This is a genomic window from Pseudomonas sp. EA_15y_Pfl1_P101 (genome assembly GCF_963970835.1).
Taxonomy (GTDB): Bacteria; Pseudomonadota; Gammaproteobacteria; order Pseudomonadales; family Pseudomonadaceae; genus Aquipseudomonas; species Aquipseudomonas tritici.
Window position 1 is genome coordinate 40,089 of record NZ_CAXAPA010000023.1, and the last position, 21,983, is coordinate 62,071.

Annotated in this window: 22 protein-coding genes, 1 tRNA gene and 2 pseudogenes; 19 read left to right on the top strand and 6 right to left on the bottom strand. The window is 58.1% G+C overall.

Going from position 1 to position 21,983, the window contains the following annotated elements:
• Window positions 1-109: 109 nt before the first annotated feature.
• Window positions 110-1,198, bottom strand: coding sequence for an asparaginase (locus tag AACY36_RS26400; protein WP_339420628.1), 1,089 nt, complete (start codon window positions 1,196-1,198; stop codon window positions 110-112).
• Between the two features lie 562 nt (window positions 1,199-1,760).
• Here AACY36_RS26400 and AACY36_RS26405 point away from each other — a divergent pair.
• The 7 genes from AACY36_RS26405 to AACY36_RS26435 are packed head-to-tail and all read left to right on the top strand — an operon-like array spanning window position 1,761 to window position 8,727.
• Window positions 1,761-2,720: a sugar ABC transporter substrate-binding protein gene (locus tag AACY36_RS26405; RefSeq protein ID WP_049712409.1), complete on the top strand. Its 960-nt coding sequence runs from the start codon at window positions 1,761-1,763 to the stop codon at window positions 2,718-2,720.
• Between the two features lie 57 nt (window positions 2,721-2,777).
• Entirely contained in the window at window positions 2,778-4,331 is a 1,554-nt protein-coding gene (locus tag AACY36_RS26410) for a sugar ABC transporter ATP-binding protein (RefSeq protein ID WP_339497731.1), read from the top strand.
• Complete coding sequence (locus tag AACY36_RS26415) at window positions 4,328-5,305, top strand: ABC transporter permease (RefSeq protein ID WP_339437341.1); 978 nt, start codon at window positions 4,328-4,330, stop codon at window positions 5,303-5,305. The genes AACY36_RS26410 and AACY36_RS26415 overlap by 4 nt, the downstream gene beginning before the upstream one ends.
• A gap of 3 nt (window positions 5,306-5,308) precedes the next feature.
• The gene (locus AACY36_RS26420) at window positions 5,309-6,331 is read left to right on the top strand and encodes a LacI family DNA-binding transcriptional regulator (RefSeq protein ID WP_339420632.1); all 1,023 of its coding nucleotides are present in this window, start codon (window positions 5,309-5,311) and stop codon (window positions 6,329-6,331) included.
• 23 nt (window positions 6,332-6,354) lie between these two features.
• A complete protein-coding gene (gene rbsK, locus AACY36_RS26425; RefSeq protein WP_339420633.1) occupies window positions 6,355-7,272 on the top strand; it encodes a ribokinase in 918 nt (305 codons plus the stop codon).
• The gene (gene rbsD / locus AACY36_RS26430) at window positions 7,269-7,673 is read left to right on the top strand and encodes a D-ribose pyranase (RefSeq protein WP_314566768.1); all 405 of its coding nucleotides are present in this window, start codon (window positions 7,269-7,271) and stop codon (window positions 7,671-7,673) included. The genes rbsK and rbsD overlap by 4 nt, the downstream gene beginning before the upstream one ends.
• 25 nt (window positions 7,674-7,698) lie before the next feature.
• Complete coding sequence (locus AACY36_RS26435; protein ID WP_339420634.1) at window positions 7,699-8,727, top strand: nucleoside hydrolase; 1,029 nt, start codon at window positions 7,699-7,701, stop codon at window positions 8,725-8,727.
• Between the two features lie 33 nt (window positions 8,728-8,760).
• On the opposite strand, the gene AACY36_RS26440 is transcribed toward AACY36_RS26435, so the two are convergent.
• Window positions 8,761-8,973 (bottom strand): hypothetical protein, encoded by a 213-nt coding sequence (locus tag AACY36_RS26440; protein WP_339420635.1) that lies wholly within the window; start codon window positions 8,971-8,973, stop codon window positions 8,761-8,763.
• 171 nt (window positions 8,974-9,144) lie between these two features.
• On the opposite strand from AACY36_RS26440, the gene AACY36_RS26445 reads away from it, so the two are divergent.
• Both AACY36_RS26445 and AACY36_RS26450 read left to right on the top strand, forming a co-directional pair.
• On the top strand, window positions 9,145-9,453 hold the full coding sequence (locus AACY36_RS26445) for a hypothetical protein (RefSeq protein ID WP_339420636.1): 309 nt from the start codon (window positions 9,145-9,147) through the stop codon (window positions 9,451-9,453).
• A gap of 144 nt (window positions 9,454-9,597) precedes the next feature.
• Window positions 9,598-9,918 (top strand): I78 family peptidase inhibitor, encoded by a 321-nt coding sequence (locus AACY36_RS26450; RefSeq protein ID WP_339420637.1) that lies wholly within the window; start codon window positions 9,598-9,600, stop codon window positions 9,916-9,918.
• A 73-nt stretch (window positions 9,919-9,991) separates the two neighbouring features.
• Here the strand turns inward: AACY36_RS26450 and AACY36_RS26455 are convergent, their stop codons facing one another.
• Both AACY36_RS26455 and AACY36_RS26460 read right to left on the bottom strand, forming a co-directional pair.
• Window positions 9,992-10,204, bottom strand: a complete 213-nt coding sequence (locus AACY36_RS26455; RefSeq protein WP_003234260.1) for a cold-shock protein — start codon at window positions 10,202-10,204, stop codon at window positions 9,992-9,994.
• Window positions 10,205-10,494: 290 nt separating this feature from the next.
• Window positions 10,495-10,809: a hypothetical protein gene (locus AACY36_RS26460; protein WP_015884935.1), complete on the bottom strand. Its 315-nt coding sequence runs from the start codon at window positions 10,807-10,809 to the stop codon at window positions 10,495-10,497.
• Window positions 10,810-11,176: 367 nt separating this feature from the next.
• Between AACY36_RS26460 and thrS the strand changes: the two genes are divergently transcribed.
• The 9 genes from thrS (at window position 11,177) to AACY36_RS26505 (ending at window position 18,632) form a co-directional block, all read left to right on the top strand.
• A complete protein-coding gene (thrS, locus tag AACY36_RS26465) occupies window positions 11,177-13,099 on the top strand; it encodes a threonine--tRNA ligase (protein WP_339420638.1) in 1,923 nt (640 codons plus the stop codon).
• Window positions 13,099-13,650: a translation initiation factor IF-3 gene (gene infC / locus AACY36_RS26470; protein WP_170947229.1), complete on the top strand. Its 552-nt coding sequence runs from the start codon at window positions 13,099-13,101 to the stop codon at window positions 13,648-13,650. The genes thrS and infC overlap by 1 nt, the downstream gene beginning before the upstream one ends.
• Before the next feature lie 60 nt (window positions 13,651-13,710).
• Entirely contained in the window at window positions 13,711-13,905 is a 195-nt protein-coding gene (gene rpmI, locus AACY36_RS26475) for a 50S ribosomal protein L35 (protein ID WP_002553160.1), read from the top strand.
• A 29-nt stretch (window positions 13,906-13,934) separates the two neighbouring features.
• A complete protein-coding gene (gene rplT / locus AACY36_RS26480; RefSeq protein ID WP_003174975.1) occupies window positions 13,935-14,291 on the top strand; it encodes a 50S ribosomal protein L20 in 357 nt (118 codons plus the stop codon).
• Between the two features lie 109 nt (window positions 14,292-14,400).
• Entirely contained in the window at window positions 14,401-15,417 is a 1,017-nt protein-coding gene (pheS, locus tag AACY36_RS26485; RefSeq protein ID WP_034099107.1) for a phenylalanine--tRNA ligase subunit alpha, read from the top strand.
• 26 nt (window positions 15,418-15,443) lie between these two features.
• Window positions 15,444-17,822 carry a phenylalanine--tRNA ligase subunit beta gene (gene pheT, locus AACY36_RS26490; RefSeq protein ID WP_339497732.1) on the top strand — a complete coding sequence of 793 codons (2,379 nt, stop codon included), beginning with the start codon at window positions 15,444-15,446 and terminating at the stop codon, window positions 17,820-17,822.
• A gap of 3 nt (window positions 17,823-17,825) precedes the next feature.
• Entirely contained in the window at window positions 17,826-18,128 is a 303-nt protein-coding gene (gene ihfA, locus AACY36_RS26495; protein ID WP_002553164.1) for an integration host factor subunit alpha, read from the top strand.
• The gene (locus tag AACY36_RS26500) at window positions 18,109-18,465 is read left to right on the top strand and encodes a MerR family transcriptional regulator (protein ID WP_003219935.1); all 357 of its coding nucleotides are present in this window, start codon (window positions 18,109-18,111) and stop codon (window positions 18,463-18,465) included. Before ihfA ends, AACY36_RS26500 begins: the two co-directional genes overlap by 20 nt.
• Window positions 18,466-18,555: 90 nt before the next feature.
• Window positions 18,556-18,632 (top strand) — tRNA-Pro (locus AACY36_RS26505).
• A gap of 67 nt (window positions 18,633-18,699) precedes the next feature.
• On the opposite strand, the pseudogene AACY36_RS26510 reads toward AACY36_RS26505, so the two are convergent.
• Window positions 18,700-19,530, bottom strand: a pseudogene (locus tag AACY36_RS26510) (tyrosine-type recombinase/integrase); the annotation flags it as partial.
• Window positions 19,530-19,808, bottom strand: a pseudogene (locus AACY36_RS26515) (hypothetical protein); the annotation flags it as partial. The pseudogenes AACY36_RS26515 and AACY36_RS26510, both read right to left, overlap by 1 nt.
• Before the next feature lie 683 nt (window positions 19,809-20,491).
• On the opposite strand from AACY36_RS26515, the gene AACY36_RS26520 reads away from it, so the two are divergent.
• Window positions 20,492-21,983: type VI secretion system Vgr family protein (locus AACY36_RS26520; protein ID WP_339497734.1), on the top strand; the 1,492-nt coding region annotated here is incomplete at its 3' end.

A 21,983-nucleotide genomic window follows, 5' to 3' on the forward strand; every position in this document is an offset into this window, starting at 1 on the left:
CGTCTGACAGCAATTCAGGTAATTTGGTGTAGGGCGCAGGTGTTTTTATCGAAGGGTTTGCGAGGAGGCAGGGGCGGGCAAGCCGCTCCTGCCGAGGTATCACCGGGAATCAATACTCCCAGAACATCCGTTGCAGCTCTTTGCTGTCCTGAGTCTTGGTCAGGGCGACCATCGCCAGGATGCGCGCTTTCTGCGGGTTCAGGTCGAGCGCCGCGACCCAGTCGTACTTGTCGTCAGGCTGTTCGGCATTACGCAAAACCATGCCGCCGGCATTGACGTGGGAGGAACGAATGATCTGCACGCCTTGCTTGCGCAGCTCCACCAGTGCAGGTACGACTTTGGACGATACCGAGCCGTTGCCGGTACCGGCGTGGATGATGGCTTTGGCGCCCGCTTGAGCCAGGGCCTTGTAGGCGGTGTCGCTCACGTTGCCATAGCCATAGGCGATCTCGACATCGGGCAGGCTCTTGATGTTTTTGATATCAAACTCCGAGTCCATGGTGTGACGCTTGGCTGGCAAGCGGAACCAGTAGGATTTGCCTTCAACCACCATGCCCAGTGGGCCCCATGGGCTCTTGAACGCTTCGGTCTTGATATTGATCATCTTGCTGACGTCGCGACCCGACTGGATCTCGTCGTTCATGGTAACCAGCACGCCTTTACCGCGTGCCTCTTTGCTGCTGGCCACGGCCACGGCGTTGTACAGGTTGAGCATGCCGTCTGCCGACATCGCGGTGCCTGGACGCATGGAGCCGACCACCACGATGGGCTTGTCGGTCTTTTCTACCAGGTTCAGGAAGTAGGCGGTTTCTTCCAGAGTGTCGGTACCGTGAGTGATCACGATGCCGTCCACGTCCTTGCTGTCAGCCAGTTCGGCGACGCGACGACCCAGTTGCAGCAGGTTTTCATTGTTGATGCTTTCGGACGCAATTTGCATCACTTGCTCGCCGCGTACGTTGGCGATCTGGCTAAGCTCAGGAACACCGGCGATCAATTGCTCAATGCCGACCTTGGCGGCCTGGTAGGTGGCGCTGTTGGCGGCGGAGGCGCCAGCACCGGCAATAGTGCCGCCGGTGGCGAGGATCACCACGTTGGACAGTTTGGTCTTGGTTTCAACGTCCTTTGCCTGGGCGGCAACGGGGAACAGCAGCAGGAGGGCCAACGCGCCCGGAACAAAAGTCTTCAGTGCAGATTTCATTATTTTTCTCTCTGGTTTTTGATGAGTGCTGTAGCAGGTTCATCTAGAACACCCGGGCGGTTCTGAATGCCACGAGGTGGTTGAGTAGAGCAGGATCTGTACCAGGCCGATTGTGCGCGCGGACGTAAAATAACTTATTGATTTGTAAGAATTTATATTCTTTTCGTGGCCTGTTAGACCGAGTGGGCGTCCGGCTTTCCGAACATCGGGCTGTATTGCGTTCGGTTGTCCGAAAAAAGTTGGCGGTCGGTCCTTCGAGTTTGTAGGCGTGGCGCGGCACGGCCTGTCGTTTTAGAGAGCGGCCGGGGAGGGCGGTGTTTAATCACATCCTTTGTCAGGCGCGAGCGAGGTGCTGTATGGCTTGAATGAAAGGCTGCTTTCAACCGTTGACAAATCTCGACAAGGTTCTCATAGTTTGAATAACGCAAACGTTTGCGAGATGTTTCACGTAACACGCCTGAAGTGTCGTGACAGCTCGTATCAGCCACCCGGGTGGGAAGGCTGCCGAAGCACTCTTCGGTGCAAGCGTTGCTCACAATAATCATAAGATCGGAGTGAACCCATGAAGCTGCCATTCGCTGGACGTCTTCTTGCTGTCGCTGTGCTTGCTGCCGCATCCGCCGCTTTGCCTCTTTCCTCTGCATTTGCTGATGACGCCGCCGCCAAACCCAAGGTCGGCCTGGTCATGAAATCCCTCGCCAATGAATTCTTCGTCACCATGCAAGACGGTGCCAAGGCTTATCAGAAAGATCACGCCGCCGATTTCGACATGATCACCAACGGGATCAAGAACGAAACCGATACCAGCGCGCAGATCGATATCGTGAAGCAGATGATCCTGTCCAAGGTCAATGCCATCGTTATCGCGCCAGCTGACTCCAAGGCGCTGGTGAAAGTGCTGGAGGATGCCTCTAAAGCCGGGATCAAGATCGTCAACATCGACAACCGCCTGGATCCGGCTGTGCTGAAAAGCAAAAACCTCGATATCCCTTTCGTAGGCCCGGATAACCGCAAAGGCGCCAAGCTGGTGGGCGATTACCTGGCCAAGCAACTGGCCTCGGGTGACAAGGTCGGCATTATCGAAGGCGTCCCGACCACAACCAACGCCCAGCAGCGCACAGCTGGCTTCAAGGATGCGATGGACGCTGCCGGCCTGAAGATCGTCTCTACGCAATCCGGTAACTGGGAAATTGACGAAGGCCGCAAAGTGGCTTCCGCCATGCTGAGCGAGTATCCGGACCTCAAGGCCCTGTTGGCCGGTAACGACAACATGGCCCTGGGCGCCGTGTCCGCTGTGCGTGCGGCAGGCAAGGCCGGCAAGGTGCTGGTCGTAGGCTACGACAACATTGAGGCTATCAAGCCGATGCTGCAGGACGGCCGTGTGCTGGCGACCGCCGACCAGGCTGCTGCCCAGCAAGCCGTGTTCGGTATCCAGAACGCGCTCAAGCTGGTCAAGGGTGAGAAAGTCGATTCCAAAGACGGCGTGATCGAAACCCCGGTCGAACTCGTCCTCAAGAAGTAATCCTGGCAGCACCCAACAGCGTCCGCTCGTCCTGAGCGGGCGCCTGGAGATTTTCCTATGTCATCTTCCGCCCCGAACGCTGTCCTCTCGGTCAGCGGTATCGGCAAGACCTATGCCCAACCGGTTCTGTCCGACATCACCCTGACGCTCAATCGTGGTGAAGTGCTGGCGCTGACTGGTGAGAACGGCGCAGGCAAAAGTACCTTGTCGAAGATCATCGGCGGGTTGGTCACACCCACCACCGGGCACATGCAGTTTAATGGCCAGGACTACCGTCCAGCCAGCCGCACCCAGGCCGAAGAGCTGGGCGTGCGCATGGTTATGCAGGAACTCAACCTGCTGCCCACGTTGACCGTGGCCGAAAACCTGTTTCTGGATAACCTGCCCAGCCACTGTGGCTGGATCAGCCGCAAGCAACTGCGCAAGGCTGCGATTGAGGCCATGGCCCAGGTCGGCCTGGACGCCATCGACCCGGATACCTTGGTCGGCACCCTGGGCATTGGCCATCAGCAAATGGTCGAGATCGCCCGCAACCTGATCGGCGATTGCCACGTATTGATCCTCGACGAGCCCACGGCGATGCTTACCGCCCGTGAAGTCGAGATGCTGTTTGAACAAATCACTCGTCTGCAGGCCCGGGGCGTGGCGATCATTTACATTTCACACCGGCTGGAAGAGCTGGCCCGTGTTGCTCAGCGCATTGCAGTGTTGCGCGACGGCAAGTTGGTGTGTGTCGAGCCGATGGCCAATTACAACAGCGAACAACTGGTCACCTTGATGGTCGGTCGTGAACTGGGCGAACACATTGACCTGGGCCCACGCACCATTGGTGGCCCGGCCCTGACGGTAAAAGGCTTGACCCGCTCGGACAAAGTCCGCGACGTGTCCTTTGAAGTGCGCGCAGGTGAGATTTACGGCATTTCCGGCCTGATCGGCGCCGGTCGTACTGAATTGTTACGCCTGATCTTCGGCGCCGACCTTGCCGACAGCGGCACTGTTGCACTCGGTTCGCCGGCTCAAGTGGTGAGCATCCGCTCGCCGGTAGACGCGGTGGGCCATGGCATTGCTTTGATCACCGAGGACCGCAAGGGCGAAGGCCTGCTGCTGACTCAGTCCATCAGCGCCAACATTGCCCTGGGCAACATGCCGGAAATTTCCGGCGGCGGTTTAGTCAACAGCCGCAACGAAACCGCACTGGCCATGCGCCAGATCGATGCCATGCGCATTCGCAGTTCCAGCCCGGCGCAGTTGGTGTCCGAGCTGTCTGGCGGTAACCAACAGAAAGTGGTGATTGGCCGCTGGCTGGAGCGCGATTGCTCGGTGATGCTGTTCGATGAGCCGACTCGCGGTATCGACGTCGGTGCCAAATTCGACATCTATGCCTTGCTCGGCGAATTGACCCGCCAGGGCAAAGCGCTGGTGGTGGTGTCCAGCGATCTGCGTGAACTCATGCTGATCTGTGATCGTATCGGTGTGTTGTCCGCTGGGCGCCTGATCGACACCTTCGAGCGCGACAGCTGGACTCAGGACGAATTGCTCGCCGCCGCCTTTGCCGGCTATCAAAAACATGATGCGCTGCTCAACGGCGCAGTGCTTAGGGATACCCCATGAAAACCACCACTTCACCCGGTAAAGCCGGCGGCAACTTCTATGGCCTGGGCACTTACCTGGGCCTGGCGGGCGCTTTGCTGGCGATGATTGCGCTGTTTTCGGTGCTCAGCGACCACTTCCTGTCCTACGCCACCTTCAGCACCCTGGCCAACCAGATTCCGGACCTGATGGTTCTGGCGGTGGGCATGACCTTCATCCTGATCATCGGCGGCATCGACCTGTCAGTGGGCTCGGTGCTGGCACTGGCGGCCTCGGCCGTCAGCGTGGCCATTCTCAGTTGGGGCTGGAGTGTATTGCCGGCCGCAGTGCTGGGTATGGGCTGCGCCGCATTGGCCGGCACCATCACCGGCTCGATCACCGTGGCCTGGCGCATTCCTTCATTTATCGTGTCCCTCGGCGTGCTGGAAATGGCCCGTGGTGTGGCGTACCAGATGACCGGATCGCGCACGGCTTACATCGGTGATTCGTTTGCCTGGCTGTCCAACCCGATTGTCCTTGGTATCTCACCGTCGTTCATCATTGCCTTGCTGGTGATCATCGCCGCGCAACTCGTACTGACGCGTACTGTGTTTGGTCGCTATCTGATCGGTATCGGCACCAACGAAGAAGCCGTGCGCCTGGCTGGGATCAATCCCAAGCCTTACAAGATCCTGGTGTTCAGCCTCATGGGCCTGCTGGCCGGTGTGGCGGCGTTGTTCCAGATCTCGCGCCTTGAAGCGGCGGACCCGAACGCGGGTTCCGGCCTGGAGCTGCAAGTGATCGCTGCGGTGGTCATCGGTGGTACCAGCCTGATGGGCGGGCGTGGTTCGGTGATCAGTACTTTTTTTGGTGTGTTGATTATTTCGGTATTGGCCGCTGGCCTTGCGCAGATCGGTGCCACGGAACCCACTAAGCGCATCATCACCGGTGCCGTGATCGTGATTGCCGTGGTTCTGGATACCTACCGCAGCCAGCGCGCCAGTCGGCGAGGCTGAACCATGGCAACGATCAAGGATGTGGCCGCGCTTGCAGGTATTTCCTACACCACGGTGTCCCATGTGGTGAATAAGACTCGCCCTGTCAGCGAGCCGGTACGCATCAAGGTCGAGGCGGCGATCAAGCAACTCGACTATGTGCCCAGCGCTGTCGCGCGCTCACTCAAAGCCAAGACCACGGCCACCATCGGTTTGCTGGTGCCCAATAGCCTTAACCCATATTTTGCGGAGCTGGCCCGGGGCATCGAGGATTACTGCGAGCGTAATGGCTATTGCGTGATCCTCTGCAACTCCGACGACAACGCTGAAAAGCAGCGCAGCTATCTGCGCGTATTGCTGGAGAAGCGTATCGATGGCTTGATCGTGACCTCGGTGGGTGGCGACGACAGTGGCCTTGCCGCAGGCTTGAGTGCGGTGCGTACGCCCATGGTGATCGTCGACCGCGCGCTGGATGGCATTGACGTGGACCTCGTGCGTATCGATCACGAGGAGGGCGCCTACCTGGCGACCCGGCACCTGCTCGACCTGGGCCACCGCGATATCGCCTGCATTGGCGGCCCGGCCCATACCCGCGTCGCGCAGATGCGTCTGGCGGGTTATCACCGCGCGTTGAGTGAGGCGGGCGTGGCGGTGGGGGCCAATCGCACCCAGGAAAGTGATTTCACCAGCACTGGCGGTTATGCCGCCGCCGTGCAATTACTGGCGCAAAATCCGCCCAGCGCCATTTTTGCCAGCAACGACATGATCGGTTTCGGCGTGTTGCGCGCAGCGGCGGAGCGTAATATCCGCGTGCCGGGTGAGCTGTCGGTGATCGGTTTCGATGACATTCAAATGGGCCGCTACGTCTATCCGGCGCTGACCACGGTCGGGCAATCGATCGTGCAACTGGGCGAAACAGCGGCCGAGCTTTTACTGCGAAGAATTGCAACCCCCCAACTGCCGATCGATCAACGCATCGTGACGCCGAGCATCGTATTGCGTGAGTCGACGGCGCCCGTCGCCGGTACGTTCGCGCAATACCGCTGAACCGAATTGATGAGTACTGATGTATGCCAGCAAAAGTAGTGGTAGTGGGCAGTTTGAACATGGACCTGGTCACCCGCGCCAGCCGGTTGCCGCGTGCCGGTGAAACCCTCATCGGCCAAACGTTTTCCACGGTGCCTGGCGGAAAGGGCGCGAACCAGGCTGTAGCGTCGGCGCGACTGGGCGCCGATGTTTCGATGATAGGTTGTGTCGGTACCGATGCCTATGGCGCCCAGTTGCGTGACGCGCTGTTGGTGGAAGGCATCGACTGCCAGGCCGTCAGCAGCGTGGACGGCTCCAGTGGCGTGGCATTGATCGTAGTGGATGACAGCAGCCAGAACGCGATTGTGATTGTCGCGGGCAGTAACGGCGAACTCACGCCGGCCTCGTTGCAGGCGTTCGACGCGGTGCTGCAGGCGGCCGACGTGATCGTTTGCCAGCTGGAAGTGCCGATGGACACTGTGGGCTACACCCTCAAGCGCGGGCGTGAATTGGGCAAGACGGTGATCCTCAACCCGGCCCCGGCCAGCGGTCCATTGCCGGCTGAGTGGTACGCCTCGATTGACTACCTGATCCCCAATGAAAGCGAAGCGACCGCTCTGAGCGGTGTGATGGTCGACTCCATTGAGAGCGCCAAGGCGGCGGCGACCCAGCTGATTCAGGCGGGCGCCGGTAAGGTCATCATCACGCTGGGCTCTCAGGGCGCGCTGTTTGCCGACGGCCAGGGCTTTGAGCATCTGCTGGCGCCGAAGGTTAAGGCTGTGGATACCACGGCGGCAGGCGATACCTTTGTCGGTGGTTTTGCCTCGGCGTTGGCCGATGGCAAAAGCGAGGCCGAGGCGATTCGTTTTGGTCAGGTCGCGGCGGCGTTGTCGGTCACCCGAGCCGGTGCGCAACCCTCTATTCCAACGCTGCACGACGTACAAGGTTTTGTGCCCTCATGAAAAAGACACCTCTGCTGAATATCGCACTGTCGCGTGTGATCGCCTCCCTGGGGCATGGCGACATCCTGGTGATTGGCGATGCCGGCCTGCCGGTGCCGCCGGGCGTCGAGTTGATTGACCTGGCGTTGACCCAGGGCATCCCGGACTTCATCAGCACTTTGCGTATCGTGCTCAGCGAAATGCAGGTGGAAAGCCATGTGCTGGCCGAAGAAATCCTGCTCAAGCAGCCGCCGGCGCTGGCCGACCTCAATACGCTCACAGAGCAGGCAGCCCTCGGTGAGCGGCGCCTGGCCAGCCATGAAGAATTCAAGCTGCTCAGCCGCAAGGCGCGCGCCGTAGTGCGCACCGGCGAATGCCAGCCTTACTGCAATATCGCGCTGGTGTCCGGCGTAACCTTCTAGAGTTCCCAACGACAAGGAGTGTTTTATGCAACGTGGTCTCCCAACCCTGAAAAACCTGTTCCGGAGTGTCCTGCTTTTGTCCGCACTCACAGCAGCGAGCGCCCACGCGGCGGAAAAAATCGACCTGATCATCGACACCGACCCAGGCGCCGATGATGTGGTGGCATTGCTCTTCGCCATGGCTTCGCCGGAGGAACTGAACATTCGTGCGCTGACCACCGTCGCCGGTAACGTGCGCCTGGACAAGACCTCCCGCAACGCACGCCTGGCCCGCGAGTGGGCAGGGCGCGAGGAAATCCCGGTCTACGCCGGTGCGCCAGCGCCGCTGCTGCGCACGCCGATCTACGCTGAGAATATTCATGGCAAGGAAGGTATTTCCGGCGTCACTGTGCATGAACCTAAAAAAGGCCTGGCTGACGGCAATGCCGTTGATTACCTGATCAAGACCCTGAGCACTGCCAAGCCTCACAGCATTACTATCGCCATGCTCGGCCCGCAGACCAACCTGGCGCTGGCACTGACCCAGGCGCCGGAAATCACCCAAGGCATCAAGGAAGTGGTGGTGATGGGTGGCGCGCACTTCAATGGCGGCAATATCACCCCGGTGGCGGAGTTCAACCTGTTCGCTGACCCGATCGCGGCCGAGATTGTGCTCAAAAGTGGCGTCAAGCTGACCTACCTGCCGCTGGACGTGACTCACAAGGTACTGACCAGCGAGGCGCGCCTGAAAAAGATTGCCGACATCAATAACAACGCGAGCAAGGTTGTCGGCGACATTCTCAACGAGTACGTCAAGGGCGACATGGAGCATTACGGCATTCCGGGAGGCCCGGTGCATGACGCTACCGTCATTGCTTACCTGCTCAAGCCTTCGCTGTTCAGCGGTCGTCAGGCCAATGTGGTGGTGGACAGCCGAGAAGGCCCGACCTTCGGCCAGACCATTGTCGATTGGTACGACGGCCTGAAACACGAAAAGAACGTGTTCTGGGTTGAGAGCGGTGATGCGCAGGGCTTTTTCGATTTGTTGACCGAGCGTCTCGCGCGCCTGAAGTAATGTGTTGACTGGTCGGCGTTCGTCGGCCGGTTCTTATTCGAGCTCGGGGTTGTGTGCCCCCATGTGGTCGGCCGGGTATTTCTCGAATACCTGGCCGATGAACGCCTGCGCCGCCCGTGTGCCCAATTCCTTGACCAGCAGGTCGATACCGATGATGGCCAATTCCTCCGGGCTTCCGGGGCTGTAGGAGCTCTGTCCCTGGGGCCACTTGGCTTTGATGTCGGCTTGGAGCGTTACGGTGGTCATGACTATCTCGCGGGGCTAAAAGTGCTGTGTAGTGCGCTGGAGCGCGGTTCTTACCGGGGCAGTTAACCATTTTACGTTGCGTTTGGCACTGATACTTAGGCATGAGGTGGCTCGGAATGACGTCGGCGCTGTGCGACACTGTCGGCCTGTTTAATTGCCGGGGAACACCACGTGCAGATCGACCTGAACAACCCCGAGAACCTGACCCTGGCGAATGTGCGCCAACTGCTGGCCAGTGCCAGCGACGACGAACATACCCAGTTACGGGTGACCAAAGCCGGAATCGCCTTTATCTCTTCAGGCCACGCTGTAGGCGGTGTGGACATCGACGGGCTGCTGTTTCGCCTGGAGACCTGGGCCAAAGGCTCCGGATACGTAGGCAATGTGGCCGCCAGCGACGAGGTCTGGGTGACGCAGATTTTCAACGCGTTAAAACAGAACTGGCCACACCCAGAATTCGCCTACATCGACATCTACTGATTTCATTCATATCTGGTCACGATTGACCGGGCGAATGCCTGTCGAGAGTCAGGCAGACTTGCCCTGCGGCGATTTACGTCTTGAAACCAATCCGCCCAATCGCTGTCGCACGATCTCTGTCCATTTTTTATCATAGGAGGCTTCATGCCTTGGAAGCTCGCATCATTCGGTACTTTGTTGGCAGCACTCGCGTTGGCGGGTTGCAGCACCCCGGGTGCCTCTGAGCCAGCCAAAGACGCCGCCGCGGCCGGTGCCGGTTACAGCCGCTGTGAGTCGAAGGCCGCCGAATTCACCATAGGCCAGAAAGCTTCGCCCCAGTTGCTGGACCAGGCGCGTACGCGAGCCGGTGCGCAGAACGCACGAATCCTCAAGCCGAACGACATGATTACCCTCGAATACCGCTCCGACCGCTTGAACCTGAGCACCGACGACAACCTGGTGATCACGCGGGTCAATTGCGGCTAAGCCTCTGCTGGCTTTTGCAGCGCCCATAAAAAACCCCGTCACATGGACGGGGTTTTTTTAGCTCAGCGGAGAATTACTCGCCGCGAACTTGTGCCGCTTGCATACCCTTTTGGCCTTTCTCGGCCACGAAGGAAACGGTTTGGCCTTCTTTCAGGCTTTTGAAACCGTCGCTTTCGATAGCTTTGAAGTGTACGAACAGGTCGTCACCGCCACCTTGAGGAGTGATGAAGCCGAAGCCTTTTTCATCGTTGAACCATTTAACGGTGCCGGTTTGGCGATTAGACATGGTGTATCTCCAAGAAACATATATTTGTCAGTAGTGCTGTGCTGCTCAGGCCAACTGGGCACACAGGGCTATCATAGTCGAAATGTTCGGCTTGGGAGCCCCCCCAAGGCATTGTTTGCTAATCAATCGCGTTGCGTTTGATTCTTTGGTCGGCTGAAAGCCCCGATTTACGGGGCTTTAGCTCGAAATATCAGCTCGTAAAAAAAGCCGTAAAAGCTGCGTAATTTGTGAGAAACGGCAGTTTTCGGGCCATTTTTCCGGCGAAACAGGCATGTGAGCCGCCAAGAATCTTACTTTTTCTTCACGACTTTGCAGGACGAAATAGCCGCGACTGCCTTGTTTTTAAGCTCCGGGCTGGCGTTCTGGTTGGTCATGAGTTCCTTGATCTCCGCAGTGCTCAATTCGGCGTTGATCTTGTCTGCGCCACATTCGCAATGGGCTTTGGCAGTTTTGGCATCCACATTCTGGCTCGCAGCTGCGCTGCAATCGCTGACGAAGCTGTCGCGAGCACCGGCTGGCCAGTTCGACGGGGCAGCTGCCTGTGCGCCGAGAGAAAGGAGGGTCAGGGAAGCGGCGAGAGCGAGGGTAGAGGTGAAACGCATCATGAGGATGCTCCTTTGGGTCGAGGACGAACGGCGATTCTCAGTGGGTTTGAGGCGTTGCGTACAGCTCAAGTTCACTTTTGCAGCTATAAAGGCCGGAATTTGTGTTTACGCAAGATGGCGGCGGCGCGATGACCGTTCATCTGTGCTAGCATCCGCAGCCTGGCTATTTCCAGGCGCGCCATTTGCCGCCTTGCCACGTTCTTTTTAGCTCACTCCAGTCACTCTGGTCTGATTATCGGTTGGCCGAAAGGCTCCTGCCGCTGTGAGGCAGGCGTTCATCACTGAACGGCCTGGTGTTGGATCTTGTACTGGCTCATCCCAACCCACGTGACCTTTGGTAGGGGTCACCACTAGGAGAGGAGGCGCCATGCCAACTATTACTCTTCCCGATGGCAGTCAACGTTCTTTCGATCATTCGGTTTCCGTAGCTGAGGTCGCCGCATCCATTGGTGCTGGCCTGGCCAAGGCCACTGTGGCTGGCAAAGTCGACGGCAAGCTGGTCGACGCCAGCGACCTGATCACCTCCGATGCCAGTCTGCAAATCATCACGCCCAAGGATCAAGAGGGGCTTGAGATCATTCGCCACTCTTGCGCTCACCTGATTGGCCATGCGGTCAAGCAGCTGTACCCCACCGCGAAAATGGTGATTGGCCCGGTCATTGACGAAGGTTTCTATTACGATATCGCCTACGAGCGTCCTTTTACGCCGGACGACCTGGCAGCCATCGAGCAGCGCATGCACGCGCTGATCGAAAAAGATTACGACGTGATCAAGAAAGTCACGCCGCGCGCCGACGTGATCGACGTGTTCACCGCCCGTGGCGAAGACTACAAATTGCGCCTGGTGGAAGACATGCCGGACGAGCAGGCCATGGGCCTGTACTACCACGAAGAATATGTCGACATGTGCCGCGGCCCGCACGTGCCGAACACGCGCTTCCTCAAGTCGTTCAAGCTGACCAAATTGTCCGGCGCCTACTGGCGCGGCGACGCCAAGAACGAGCAGTTGCAACGGATCTACGGCACCGCCTGGGCTGACAAGAAGCAGCTGGCTGCCTACATCCAGCGCATCGAAGAAGCCGAGAAACGTGACCACCGCAAGATCGGCAAGCGCCTGAACCTGTTCCACCTCCAGGAAGAAGCGCCGGGCATGGTGTTCTGGCACCCGAACGGCTGGACCCTGTACCAGGTGCTCGAACAGTACATGCGCAAGGTGCAGCGCGAGAACGGCTACCTGGAGATCAAGACGCCTCAGGTTGTTGACCGTAGCCTGTGGGAGAAATCCGGGCACTGGGCCAACTACGCCGACAATATGTTCACCACGCAGTCGGAAAACCGCGACTACGCTATCAAGCCGATGAACTGCCCTTGCCACGTGCAGGTGTTCAACCAGGGCCTGAAGAGCTACCGCGAGTTGCCAATGCGCCTGGCCGAGTTCGGTGCTTGCCACCGTAACGAGCCGTCGGGTGCGCTGCACGGCATCATGCGCGTGCGCGGCTTCACTCAGGACGATGCCCACATCTTCTGCACCGAAGAGCAGATGCAGGCTGAATCCGCTGCGTTCATCAAGCTGACCATGGACGTTTATCGAGATTTCGGCTTTACCGAAGTCGAAATGAAGCTGTCCACTCGTCCGGAAAAACGCGTTGGCTCCGACGAGCTGTGGGATCGCGCCGAAGCGGCACTGGCCGCAGCGCTCGACAGCGCGGGCCTTGCGTACGATCTGCAGCCGGGTGAAGGCGCGTTCTACGGTCCGAAGATCGAGTTCTCGCTGAAAGATTGCCTTGGCCGCGTCTGGCAGTGTGGTACCCTGCAGCTCGATTTTAACCTGCCGATCCGTCTGGGAGCCGAATATGTCTCCGAAGACAACAGCCGTAAACACCCGGTTATGCTGCACCGGGCGATCCTCGGCTCGTTCGAGCGTTTCGTCGGGATCCTGATCGAGCACTACGAGGGTGCATTCCCCGCGTGGTTGGCTCCGACCCAGGCAGTGATCATGAATATCACTGATAAACAGGCAGATTTTGCCGCTGAAGTTGAAAAAACTCTCAACGAAAGCGGATTTCGTGCCAAGTCCGACTTGAGAAATGAAAAGATCGGCTTTAAAATCCGCGAGCATACTTTGCTCAAGGTTCCCTATCTTTTGGTTATTGGAGATCGGGAAGTCGAGATGCAGACTGTCGCTGTGCGTACTCGTGAAGGTGCTGACCTGGGCTCGATGCCCGTCGCCCAGCTCGCTGAGTTCCTCGCGCAAGCGGTTTCCCGGCGTGGTCGCCCAGATTCGGAGTAATTATTATTAAGCGTGAAATGAGACAAGATAAACGAGCTGCACCGAAAGCCCCGATCAACGAGAATATCTCGGCACGTGAGGTTCGGTTAATTGGGGCTGAAGGTGAGCAGCTTGGGATTGTGTCAATTGAAGACGCGCTTCTTAAGGCTGAAGAAGCCAAGCTCGATTTGGTGGAGATTTCCGCCGATGCTGTACCGCCTGTCTGCAAGCTGATGGACTACGGCAAATCGATCTTCGAGAAGAAGAAGCAGGTTGCCGCAGCCAAGAAAAACCAGAAGCAGATCCAGGTTAAAGAAATCAAGTTTCGTCCAGGGACGGAGGAAGGGGATTACCAGGTAAAACTGCGCAACCTGGTACGTTTCCTGAGTGATGGGGACAGGGCCAAGGTATCCTTGCGATTCCGCGGCCGTGAGATGGCCCACCAGGAGCTGGGGATGGAACTCCTCAAGCGGGTTGAAGCTGACCTGCTCGAGTACGGTTCGGTCGAACAGCATCCTAAGATGGAAGGACGCCAACTGATCATGGTCATCGCCCCGAAAAAGAAGAAGTAATCAACAGGGCACGGCAGGCCTTCTGATTATGTTTATCAACTGAATGCGGAGTATCCGAACATGCCAAAGATGAAGACTAAAAGTGGTGCTGCTAAGCGGTTTCTGAAAACTGCTAACGGTATCAAGCACAAGCACGCTTTCAAGAGCCACATCCTGACCAAAATGTCGACCAAGCGTAAGCGTCAACTGCGCGGTAGCAGCTTGCTGCATCCGTCTGACGTGGCAAAAGTCGAGCGCATGCTGCGCCTTCGTTAATTTTTGGATCAAGATAGAGGAAGTAACTCATGGCTCGTGTAAAGCGTGGCGTCATTGCCCGTAAACGTCACAAAAAAATTCTGAAACTCGCTAAAGGCTACTACGGCGCGCGGTCACGCGTATTCCGTGTTGCCAAGCAAGCGGTAATCAAGGCAGGCCAATACGCCTACCGTGACCGTCGTCAGAAAAAACGTCAGTTCCGCGCTCTGTGGATCGCTCGTATCAACGCTGGTGCACGTGTTAACGGTCTGTCCTACAGCCGTTTCATCGCTGGCCTGAAAAAAGCGTCCATCGAAATCGACCGTAAGGTTCTGGCTGAACTGGCCGTGAACGAAAAAGCGGTGTTTGCTGCGATTGTCGAGAAAGCTAAAGCCACCTTGGCTTAAGTACCCCCGACAGTCACCCTGGGTTGCTCCTGCAGCCCTAGGTGGTAAACGTCATAAATAGGGGAAGAGCCTTCAAGCTCTTCCCCTATTTTGTATCTGGAGTCTGTACATGGAAAACCTGGACGCGCTCGTCGCTCAAGCTCTTGAGGCTGTGCAAAGCGCTGAAGATATCAATGCCCTGGAGCAAATCCGGGTTCACTACCTTGGCAAAAAGGGTGAATTGACTCAGGTGATGAAGACCCTGGGGAATTTGCCGGCTGAAGAGCGCCCGCAAGTCGGCGCGCTCATCAACGTCGCCAAGGAGCGTGTCACAGAGGTTCTCAATGCGCGCAAGGCGTCGCTCGAGGAGGCCGATCTTGCGGCCAAACTCGCGGCCGAGTCCATTGATGTCACCCTGCCAGGCCGCGGCCAGGCCTCGGGCGGTCTGCATCCGATCACCCGGACTCTGGAGCGTATCGAGCAGTTCTTCACCCATATCGGCTACGGCATTGCCGAAGGCCCTGAGGTCGAAGACGACTATCACAACTTCGAGGCGCTCAACATCCCAGGCCATCACCCGGCCCGGTCGATGCACGACACCTTCTACTTCAACGCGAACATGCTGTTGCGCACCCATACCTCGCCGGTACAGGTCCGCACCATGGAAGCGAACAAGCCGCCGATCCGCATTGTCTGCCCAGGCCGTGTGTACCGTAGCGACTCGGATATCACCCATTCGCCGATGTTCCACCAGGTCGAAGGCCTGCTTGTTGATCGCGACATCAACTTCGCCGACCTCAAAGGCACCATCGAAGAATTCCTTCGCGTGTTCTTCGAGAAGGAACTGGCGGTGCGTTTCCGTCCATCGTTCTTCCCGTTCACCGAGCCGTCCGCTGAAGTCGACATGGAATGCGTGATGTGCAGCGGTAAAGGCTGCCGCGTCTGCAAGCAGACTGGCTGGCTGGAAGTGATGGGCTGCGGCATGGTTCACCCCAATGTGCTGCGCATGTCCGGCATCGATCCGGAAGAGTTCTCGGGCTTTGCCTTCGGTATGGGCGTTGAGCGTCTGGCCATGCTGCGTTACGGCGTGAACGACTTGCGTCTGTTCTTCGACAACGACTTGCGGTTCCTCGCGCAATTTCGCTAGTCGTAACGAATCTTTAGGAGAGCAGGATGAAATTCAGTGAACAATGGCTGCGCGGCTGGGTAAGCCCGCAGGTAGATCGCGATGAGCTGGTTGCTCGTCTGTCGATGGCCGGTCTTGAGGTCGATAGCGTTACGCCGGCCGCCGGTGTTTTCAGCGGTGTGGTAGTGGGCGAGGTGCTGAGCACCGAGCAGCACCCTGATGCCGATAAATTGCGTGTGTGCCAGGTCAGCAATGGCGCGCAAACCTTCCAGGTCGTGTGCGGAGCGCCAAACGTGCGCGCGGGCCTGAAGATCCCGTTTGCCATGATCGGTGCTGAGCTGCCGGGCGACTTCAAGATCAAGAAGGCCAAGCTGCGTGGCGTTGAGTCCAACGGCATGCTGTGCTCCCAGGCAGAACTGCAAGTAGGTGAGGGCAATGATGGTCTGATGGAATTGCCGGCCGACGCACCAGTGGGCCAGGACATCCGTGTTTACCTGGAATTGGAAGACGCCAGCATTGAGGTCGACCTGACCCCGAACCGTGGCGACTGCCTGTCCCTCGCCGGCCTGGCCCGTGAAGTGGGCGCGTTGTACAACGCCCCGGTCACCCGCCCAGTGGTTGCAGCCGTGGCTGCCGTTCATGAAGAGGTGCGCCCGATCGAAGTGCTGGCGCCAAACGCCTGCCCACGTTACCTGGGGCGTGTGATCCGCAACGTCGACCTGTCCAAGCCAACCCCGCTGTGGATGGTTGAGCGTCTGCGTCGGGCCGACGTACGCAGCATCGACGCTGCCGTCGACATCACCAACTATGTGATGCTTGAGCTGGGCCAGCCGCTGCACGCCTTCGATCTCGCCGAAATCAACGGCGGCATCCGTGTTCGCATGGCTGAAGAAGGCGAGAAGCTGGTTCTGCTCGACGGTCAGGAAGTCAGCCTGCGTGCCGACACCCTAGTGATTGCCGACCACTCCCGCGCCCTGGCGATCGCCGGCGTGATGGGGGGCGAGCACAGCGGTGTGTCCGAGACCACCCGTGACGTATTTCTTGAAAGTGCGTTCTTCGACCAGATCGTTATCGCTGGCAAGGCTCGTTCCTACGGCCTGCACACCGATGCCTCGCACCGCTACGAGCGTGGTGTGGACTGGAAACTCGCCCGTGAAGCCATGGAGCGCGCCACTGGCCTGCTGCTGGAAATCACCGGTGGCGAAGCCGGCCCGATCACCGAAACCGTCAACGAGCAGTACTTGCCGTCCGTTGCCCCGATCACCCTGCGCGCCAAGAGCGTTGAGCAAATGCTCGGCCTGGTAATCGTGCCGGCTGAAATCGAGCAGTTGCTGTCGGCCCTCGGCCTGGGTATTTCCTCGAGCGGGGAAGGGCAGTGGACCGTTGAGGTGCCAAGCCACCGCTTCGACATCAGCCTGGAAGTCGACCTGATCGAAGAACTGGCCCGCCTGTACGGCTACAACCGTCTGCCGGTTCGTTACCCGCAAGCCCGCCTGGCACCGCAGCCCAAGGCTGAGGCGCGTGCGCACCTGCCTGAGCTGCGTCGCCTGCTGGTTGCCCGTGGCTACCAGGAAGCGGTGACCTACAGCTTCATCGATCCAAAGCAGTTTGAACTGTTCAACCCGGGCGTCGAGCCACTGTTGCTGGCTAACCCGATTTCGAACGACATGGCTGCCATGCGCTCGTCATTGTGGCCAGGCCTTGTGAAAGCCCTTTCCCATAACCTGAACCGTCAGCAAGACCGCGTGCGCATGTTCGAAAGCGGCCTACGTTTTGTCGGTCAGTTGGACGGCCTGAAGCAAGAGCCGATGCTGGCTGGCGTGGTCTGCGGCAGCCGTCTGCCGGAAGGTTGGGCGCAGGGCCGCGACGCCGTGGACTTCTTCGACGTCAAGGCTGACGTGGAAGCAGTGCTGGGCTTTGCGGGTGCGCTGGATGCCTTCACTTTCCTGCCTGGCAGCCACCCAGCGCTGCACCCGGGCCAGACGGCACGCATCGAGCGTGAAGGGCGCCTGGTAGGTTTCGTTGGTGCCATTCACCCTGAACTGTCGAAAACCCTCGGCTTGGACCGTCCGGTCTTTGTGTTTGAGCTGGTTCTGGCTGAAGTTGCTTCGGGCAAAATGCCTAAATTCTGCGAGTTGTCGCGCTTCCCTGAAGTGCGCCGCGACCTGGCGCTGATCGCCGACCGTGAAGTGGCCGCCACTGCCGTTCTGGATGTGATCCGTGAAAATGCAGGGGAATGGCTCACAGACCTCAGGCTATTTGACGTCTATCAGGGTAAAGGCATTGATCCGCATAGAAAAAGCCTTGCAGTTGGCTTGACCTGGCAGCATCCATCGCGCACTCTTAATGACGATGAGGTGAATACCACGACACAAAATATCCTCACCTCGCTCGAACAAAGGTTGAACGCCACGTTAAGGAAGTGACGTATGGGGGCTTTGACGAAAGCTGAGATGGCGGAACGTCTGTACGAAGAGTTGGGTCTGAACAAGCGCGAGGCCAAGGAATTGGTCGAGCTGTTTTTTGAAGAAATCAGACACGCTCTGGAAGACAACGAACAGGTCAAATTGTCCGGTTTCGGCAATTTTGACCTGCGGGACAAACGCCAGCGGCCTGGCCGCAATCCAAAAACGGGAGAAGAAATCCCGATCACGGCTCGCCGTGTGGTCACCTTTCGTCCAGGGCAGAAGTTGAAGGCCCGAGTTGAGGCTTATGCTGGAACCAAGTCATAACGACGAGCTACCCGTCATCCCAGGCAAACGCTACTTCACCATTGGTGAAGTCAGCGAGCTCTGTGCGGTAAAACCGCACGTTTTGCGCTATTGGGAGCAGGAGTTTCCTCAACTCAACCCCGTCAAGCGCACAGGTAACCGTCGGTATTATCAGCGCCAGGATGTGCTGATGATCCGACAGATCCGCGCGTTGCTGTACGATCAGGGGTTCACCATCAGCGGCGCTCGCCAGCGTATGTCCGGTGATGAAGCCAAAGACGACACTACGCAATACAAGCAAATGATCCGCCAGATGATCTCCGAACTCGAAGATGTACTGGTGGTTTTGAAGAAGTAATTCCGGCTTTTAAAATACTTCCACATTTCAAAAGCTTGCGGTATATTCCGGTTCGCTTCGTTAGGAAGCAAACCCAGTAACACGCCTAGTCGGGGCGTAGCGCAGTCCGGTAGCGCACTAGCATGGGGTGCTAGGGGTCGAGTGTTCGAATCACTCCGTCCCGACCATTATTCCTGAGTAAAATCAGACACTTAAGCCGATCGGATGGATCGGCTTTTTTGTGCCAGCGCAAAACTACCCGGTGATTTCGCTTATATTCAGGTCCGGAATTGCTTCGGAACAGATGATTTCCTCGTGGTCCCGCTGGTAGTTTTTGGTCATACCCTCGCTTGCATGGCCTGCGATCTTCTGCCCATCCTTTCCGGCTTTCTTGTGCAGGTGCAGCGACAGCGCACGTACTTCGTGAAAGCCTGGCATCTCTTCTTTCTTCCACCCCGCGTAGTAGTTCGCAGCCCTCCGTACCTCCTTGAATGCTCGCGTCAAATACCTCTCTTCAACCCTCGTCCAGTGGTCCTTTGTCTGCGCCTGCTTCTGTTTTAGCCGATCCGGCTTACGGTGCACCAGGTACGGCGAAACTACATCATCGCGGCACCGGCTGATTACCGCCTGCAACTCGGGCGTGACCCTGCACCGAATCCAGGCCGCGTCTGTTGCCTTGGCAGTTTTCTTCTGCACCACGTAGAGAAACCCATCCCGAACCCCATCGAAACGCATGTCCAGGATGTCGGTTCGCCTCTGGGCGGTGATCAGCGCCAGGTCGATTGCGTTCTGTAGCCAGGTCGGTGCTTTTTCGCGGATAGCCTTCAGCCCATCGACGGTGTCGCGCTTGCGCAGTTTCTTCTCGATCCGGTTTATCGTGCTTGCTGCAGCGTGGTTGAAAATGTCCGCCAGGAGTGCACGGCACTGGTTCGCTGTGCGGGGCGTGATTGCGTCTAACATTTCAGCAACCATGCGAATTGATATTTGGTCGACCGCCTTTCCTTCGAACTGACGGCGGAAGCGTCTGAAGTGCACCGCGTATAGGCCGAGAGTGCCCTTGGCCAGCTCGCGCGGCGGCAGGACATCTCAATACCGTTGACGGTGCGCTTCAGTACATCAATCTGGCGATTCTCTGCTTCGATCAGCTTTTGCTTCTGGGCCAGCTCTTTGGCTTCCGCCTTTTCAATCTTGCCGTAGGCCTTTCCCAGTTGATCCTGGTACTTCGCCTGCTCCTCGATGGTGACGAAGCCGCCCTTGCGGGCGCGCCCCAGCAAGCCTTCGGCCTGAACCAGCGATTCCATGCTCGAGATATTGCCCGTCATCGCCTTGTCGAGTTGACTGATGACGGAGATTTCCGCTACTGCTGCGAAATTGCATCTCACTTGACCACCTAATTGCATTGCCACTGACCAGTCGTTTGCATTCGCGCTGACCACCCAATTGCATTGCCGCTGACCGGCCATTTGCATTCGACTTGACCATCCGTTTGAAGCCTTCCCGCCGACAGAACTCATCCTCTAAGTCAGGTTCGTTACGTCTCTCAAGGCGCCGCCTGTGCAACTGAGAAATGAGCTCGACATATCTCTCACTGTCTTTACCAATCTCTGGCGGAACATTCCGAATGGTCTTTGGGATGCCTCCTACAGCAATTCCTTTTCCGCTTTGTTAGCGTGCTCGCCAACTTACATTTGTCAGGCTAGTAATGGCGCGAATTGTTGCGCGCTTTTGGGTTGCCCTGCCTGCGCACGAAAGCCTGCCCTGTCGGGAAAAAAGGAACAATGGATACTCAACGTTTCCCCACGCCTGATGACTTCTGACCTCAAGCATGATCTTCAAGCCCTCGTCCTCAGCGAAACACTCCGAGAAATCCAGAGCAAGGATGTAGGTCCATGGCACCCAATCCATCCGCATATTTCACCCTCTCAAATCCAATTGCATCCAGGCACTGAGCATCGCGGCTCAAATGGCTGGAGCAACCCCTGGGCGATAGCGATGAGCAAGGTATTACTCTGCGCCTCACTGACCCCGTCGCCACGGAGGTATGAACATGCTCAATGAACTGCGCACCTTCTTCGACCACAGCCGTCACAAACTCACCGTTCACGACGTTGGTGCACGGCTTGACGTCCTTGCCTTTAAGGGCACTGAGGGCCTGAGCCAACCGTTCAACTACCGTGTGGAATTCACCTGCACCGACGGCGACATTGGCGCTGAAAAAATGCTCGGCAAGCGCGCCAGTTTCAGCTTGTTCGGGGCGCTGCAACCGCTGCCCATACCCGGACTGAGCGTGCCCCCGATCAAGCCGTTGCGTGTGTTGAATGGCGTTATTACCGGCTTCAAGCGCCTGTCCGGCTCCGTTGACGAAGCCCGCTACGAAATCACCCTTGAGCCGCACTTTGCCCTGCTCGGTCGTGGCCAGCAGTTCCGTATCTATCAACACCAGTCGGTGCCGGAGATCGTCGAGGGCATCCTGCGCAGTCGCCACGGGTTTGAAGGCCAGGACTTTCTCTTCAACCTAGTGCGTGAATACCCCAAGCGCGAGCAGGTCATGCAGTATGGCGAAAGCGACCTGGCTTTTATCTCTCGCCTGCTGGCCGACGTCGGCATCTGGTACCGCTTAACCCGCGACGAGCGCCTGAACATCGACGTGGTGGAGTTTCACGACGACCAGCGTCACTACCAGTTCGACGTCAAGTTGGCCTACCGTCCGCAATCCGGGCTGAGCAGCAGTGGACAAGACAGCGTGTGGGCCTTGCAATCGAGCCATCAGGTGGTGGAAAAACACGTCAATATCCGTGCTTACCATCACCGCGTCGCCAACGCTCACCTGAACGGTGACATCGATCAAACCTTTGGTGCGACTACCACCTACGGTGAGGCCTACCACTACGCCGAAGCCTACACCACGCTGGGCGACCCTTATGCCCATGACGAAGACCTGCAAAGCGAGAGCGGTTTTTTCTATGCCCGTCTGCGTCACGAGCTTTACCTCAATGGCCAGACTCAACTCAGCGGCATCAGTAGCAGTGCCACCCTGGCGCCTGGTCAGGTGCTCAAGATCAGCGGCGGCGCGCCGCAAGCGTTTGGCCCTGGAGCGGTGATCATCCAGTTGACCACGCGTGCCGCCCGTGACCGCAGTTTTGAGGTCAGCTTTGAGGCCATTCCCTACTCGGAAACGGTGTGCTTTCGTCCAGCGCTGCAAGACAAACCGCAAATCGCCGGCACCGTCCCGGCCCGCGTCACCAGCCCACAGGAGCACGACCCCTACGGCCACATCGATATCGAAGGGCGCTACAAAGTCAGCTTCCTGTTTGACCGCGACAGCTGGAAACCCGGTGAAGAAAGCCTGTGGCTACGCCTGGCCCGACCCTACGCCGGTGACACCCATGGCCTGCACCTGCCGCTAATCCCCGGCACCGAAGTCGCCATTGCCTTTGAACAGGGCGACCCGGACCGTCCGTACATCGCCCATGCCCTGCACGACAGCCAGCACCCCGACCACGTGACGCTGGGTAAACGCGACTACACGCGCAACGTGC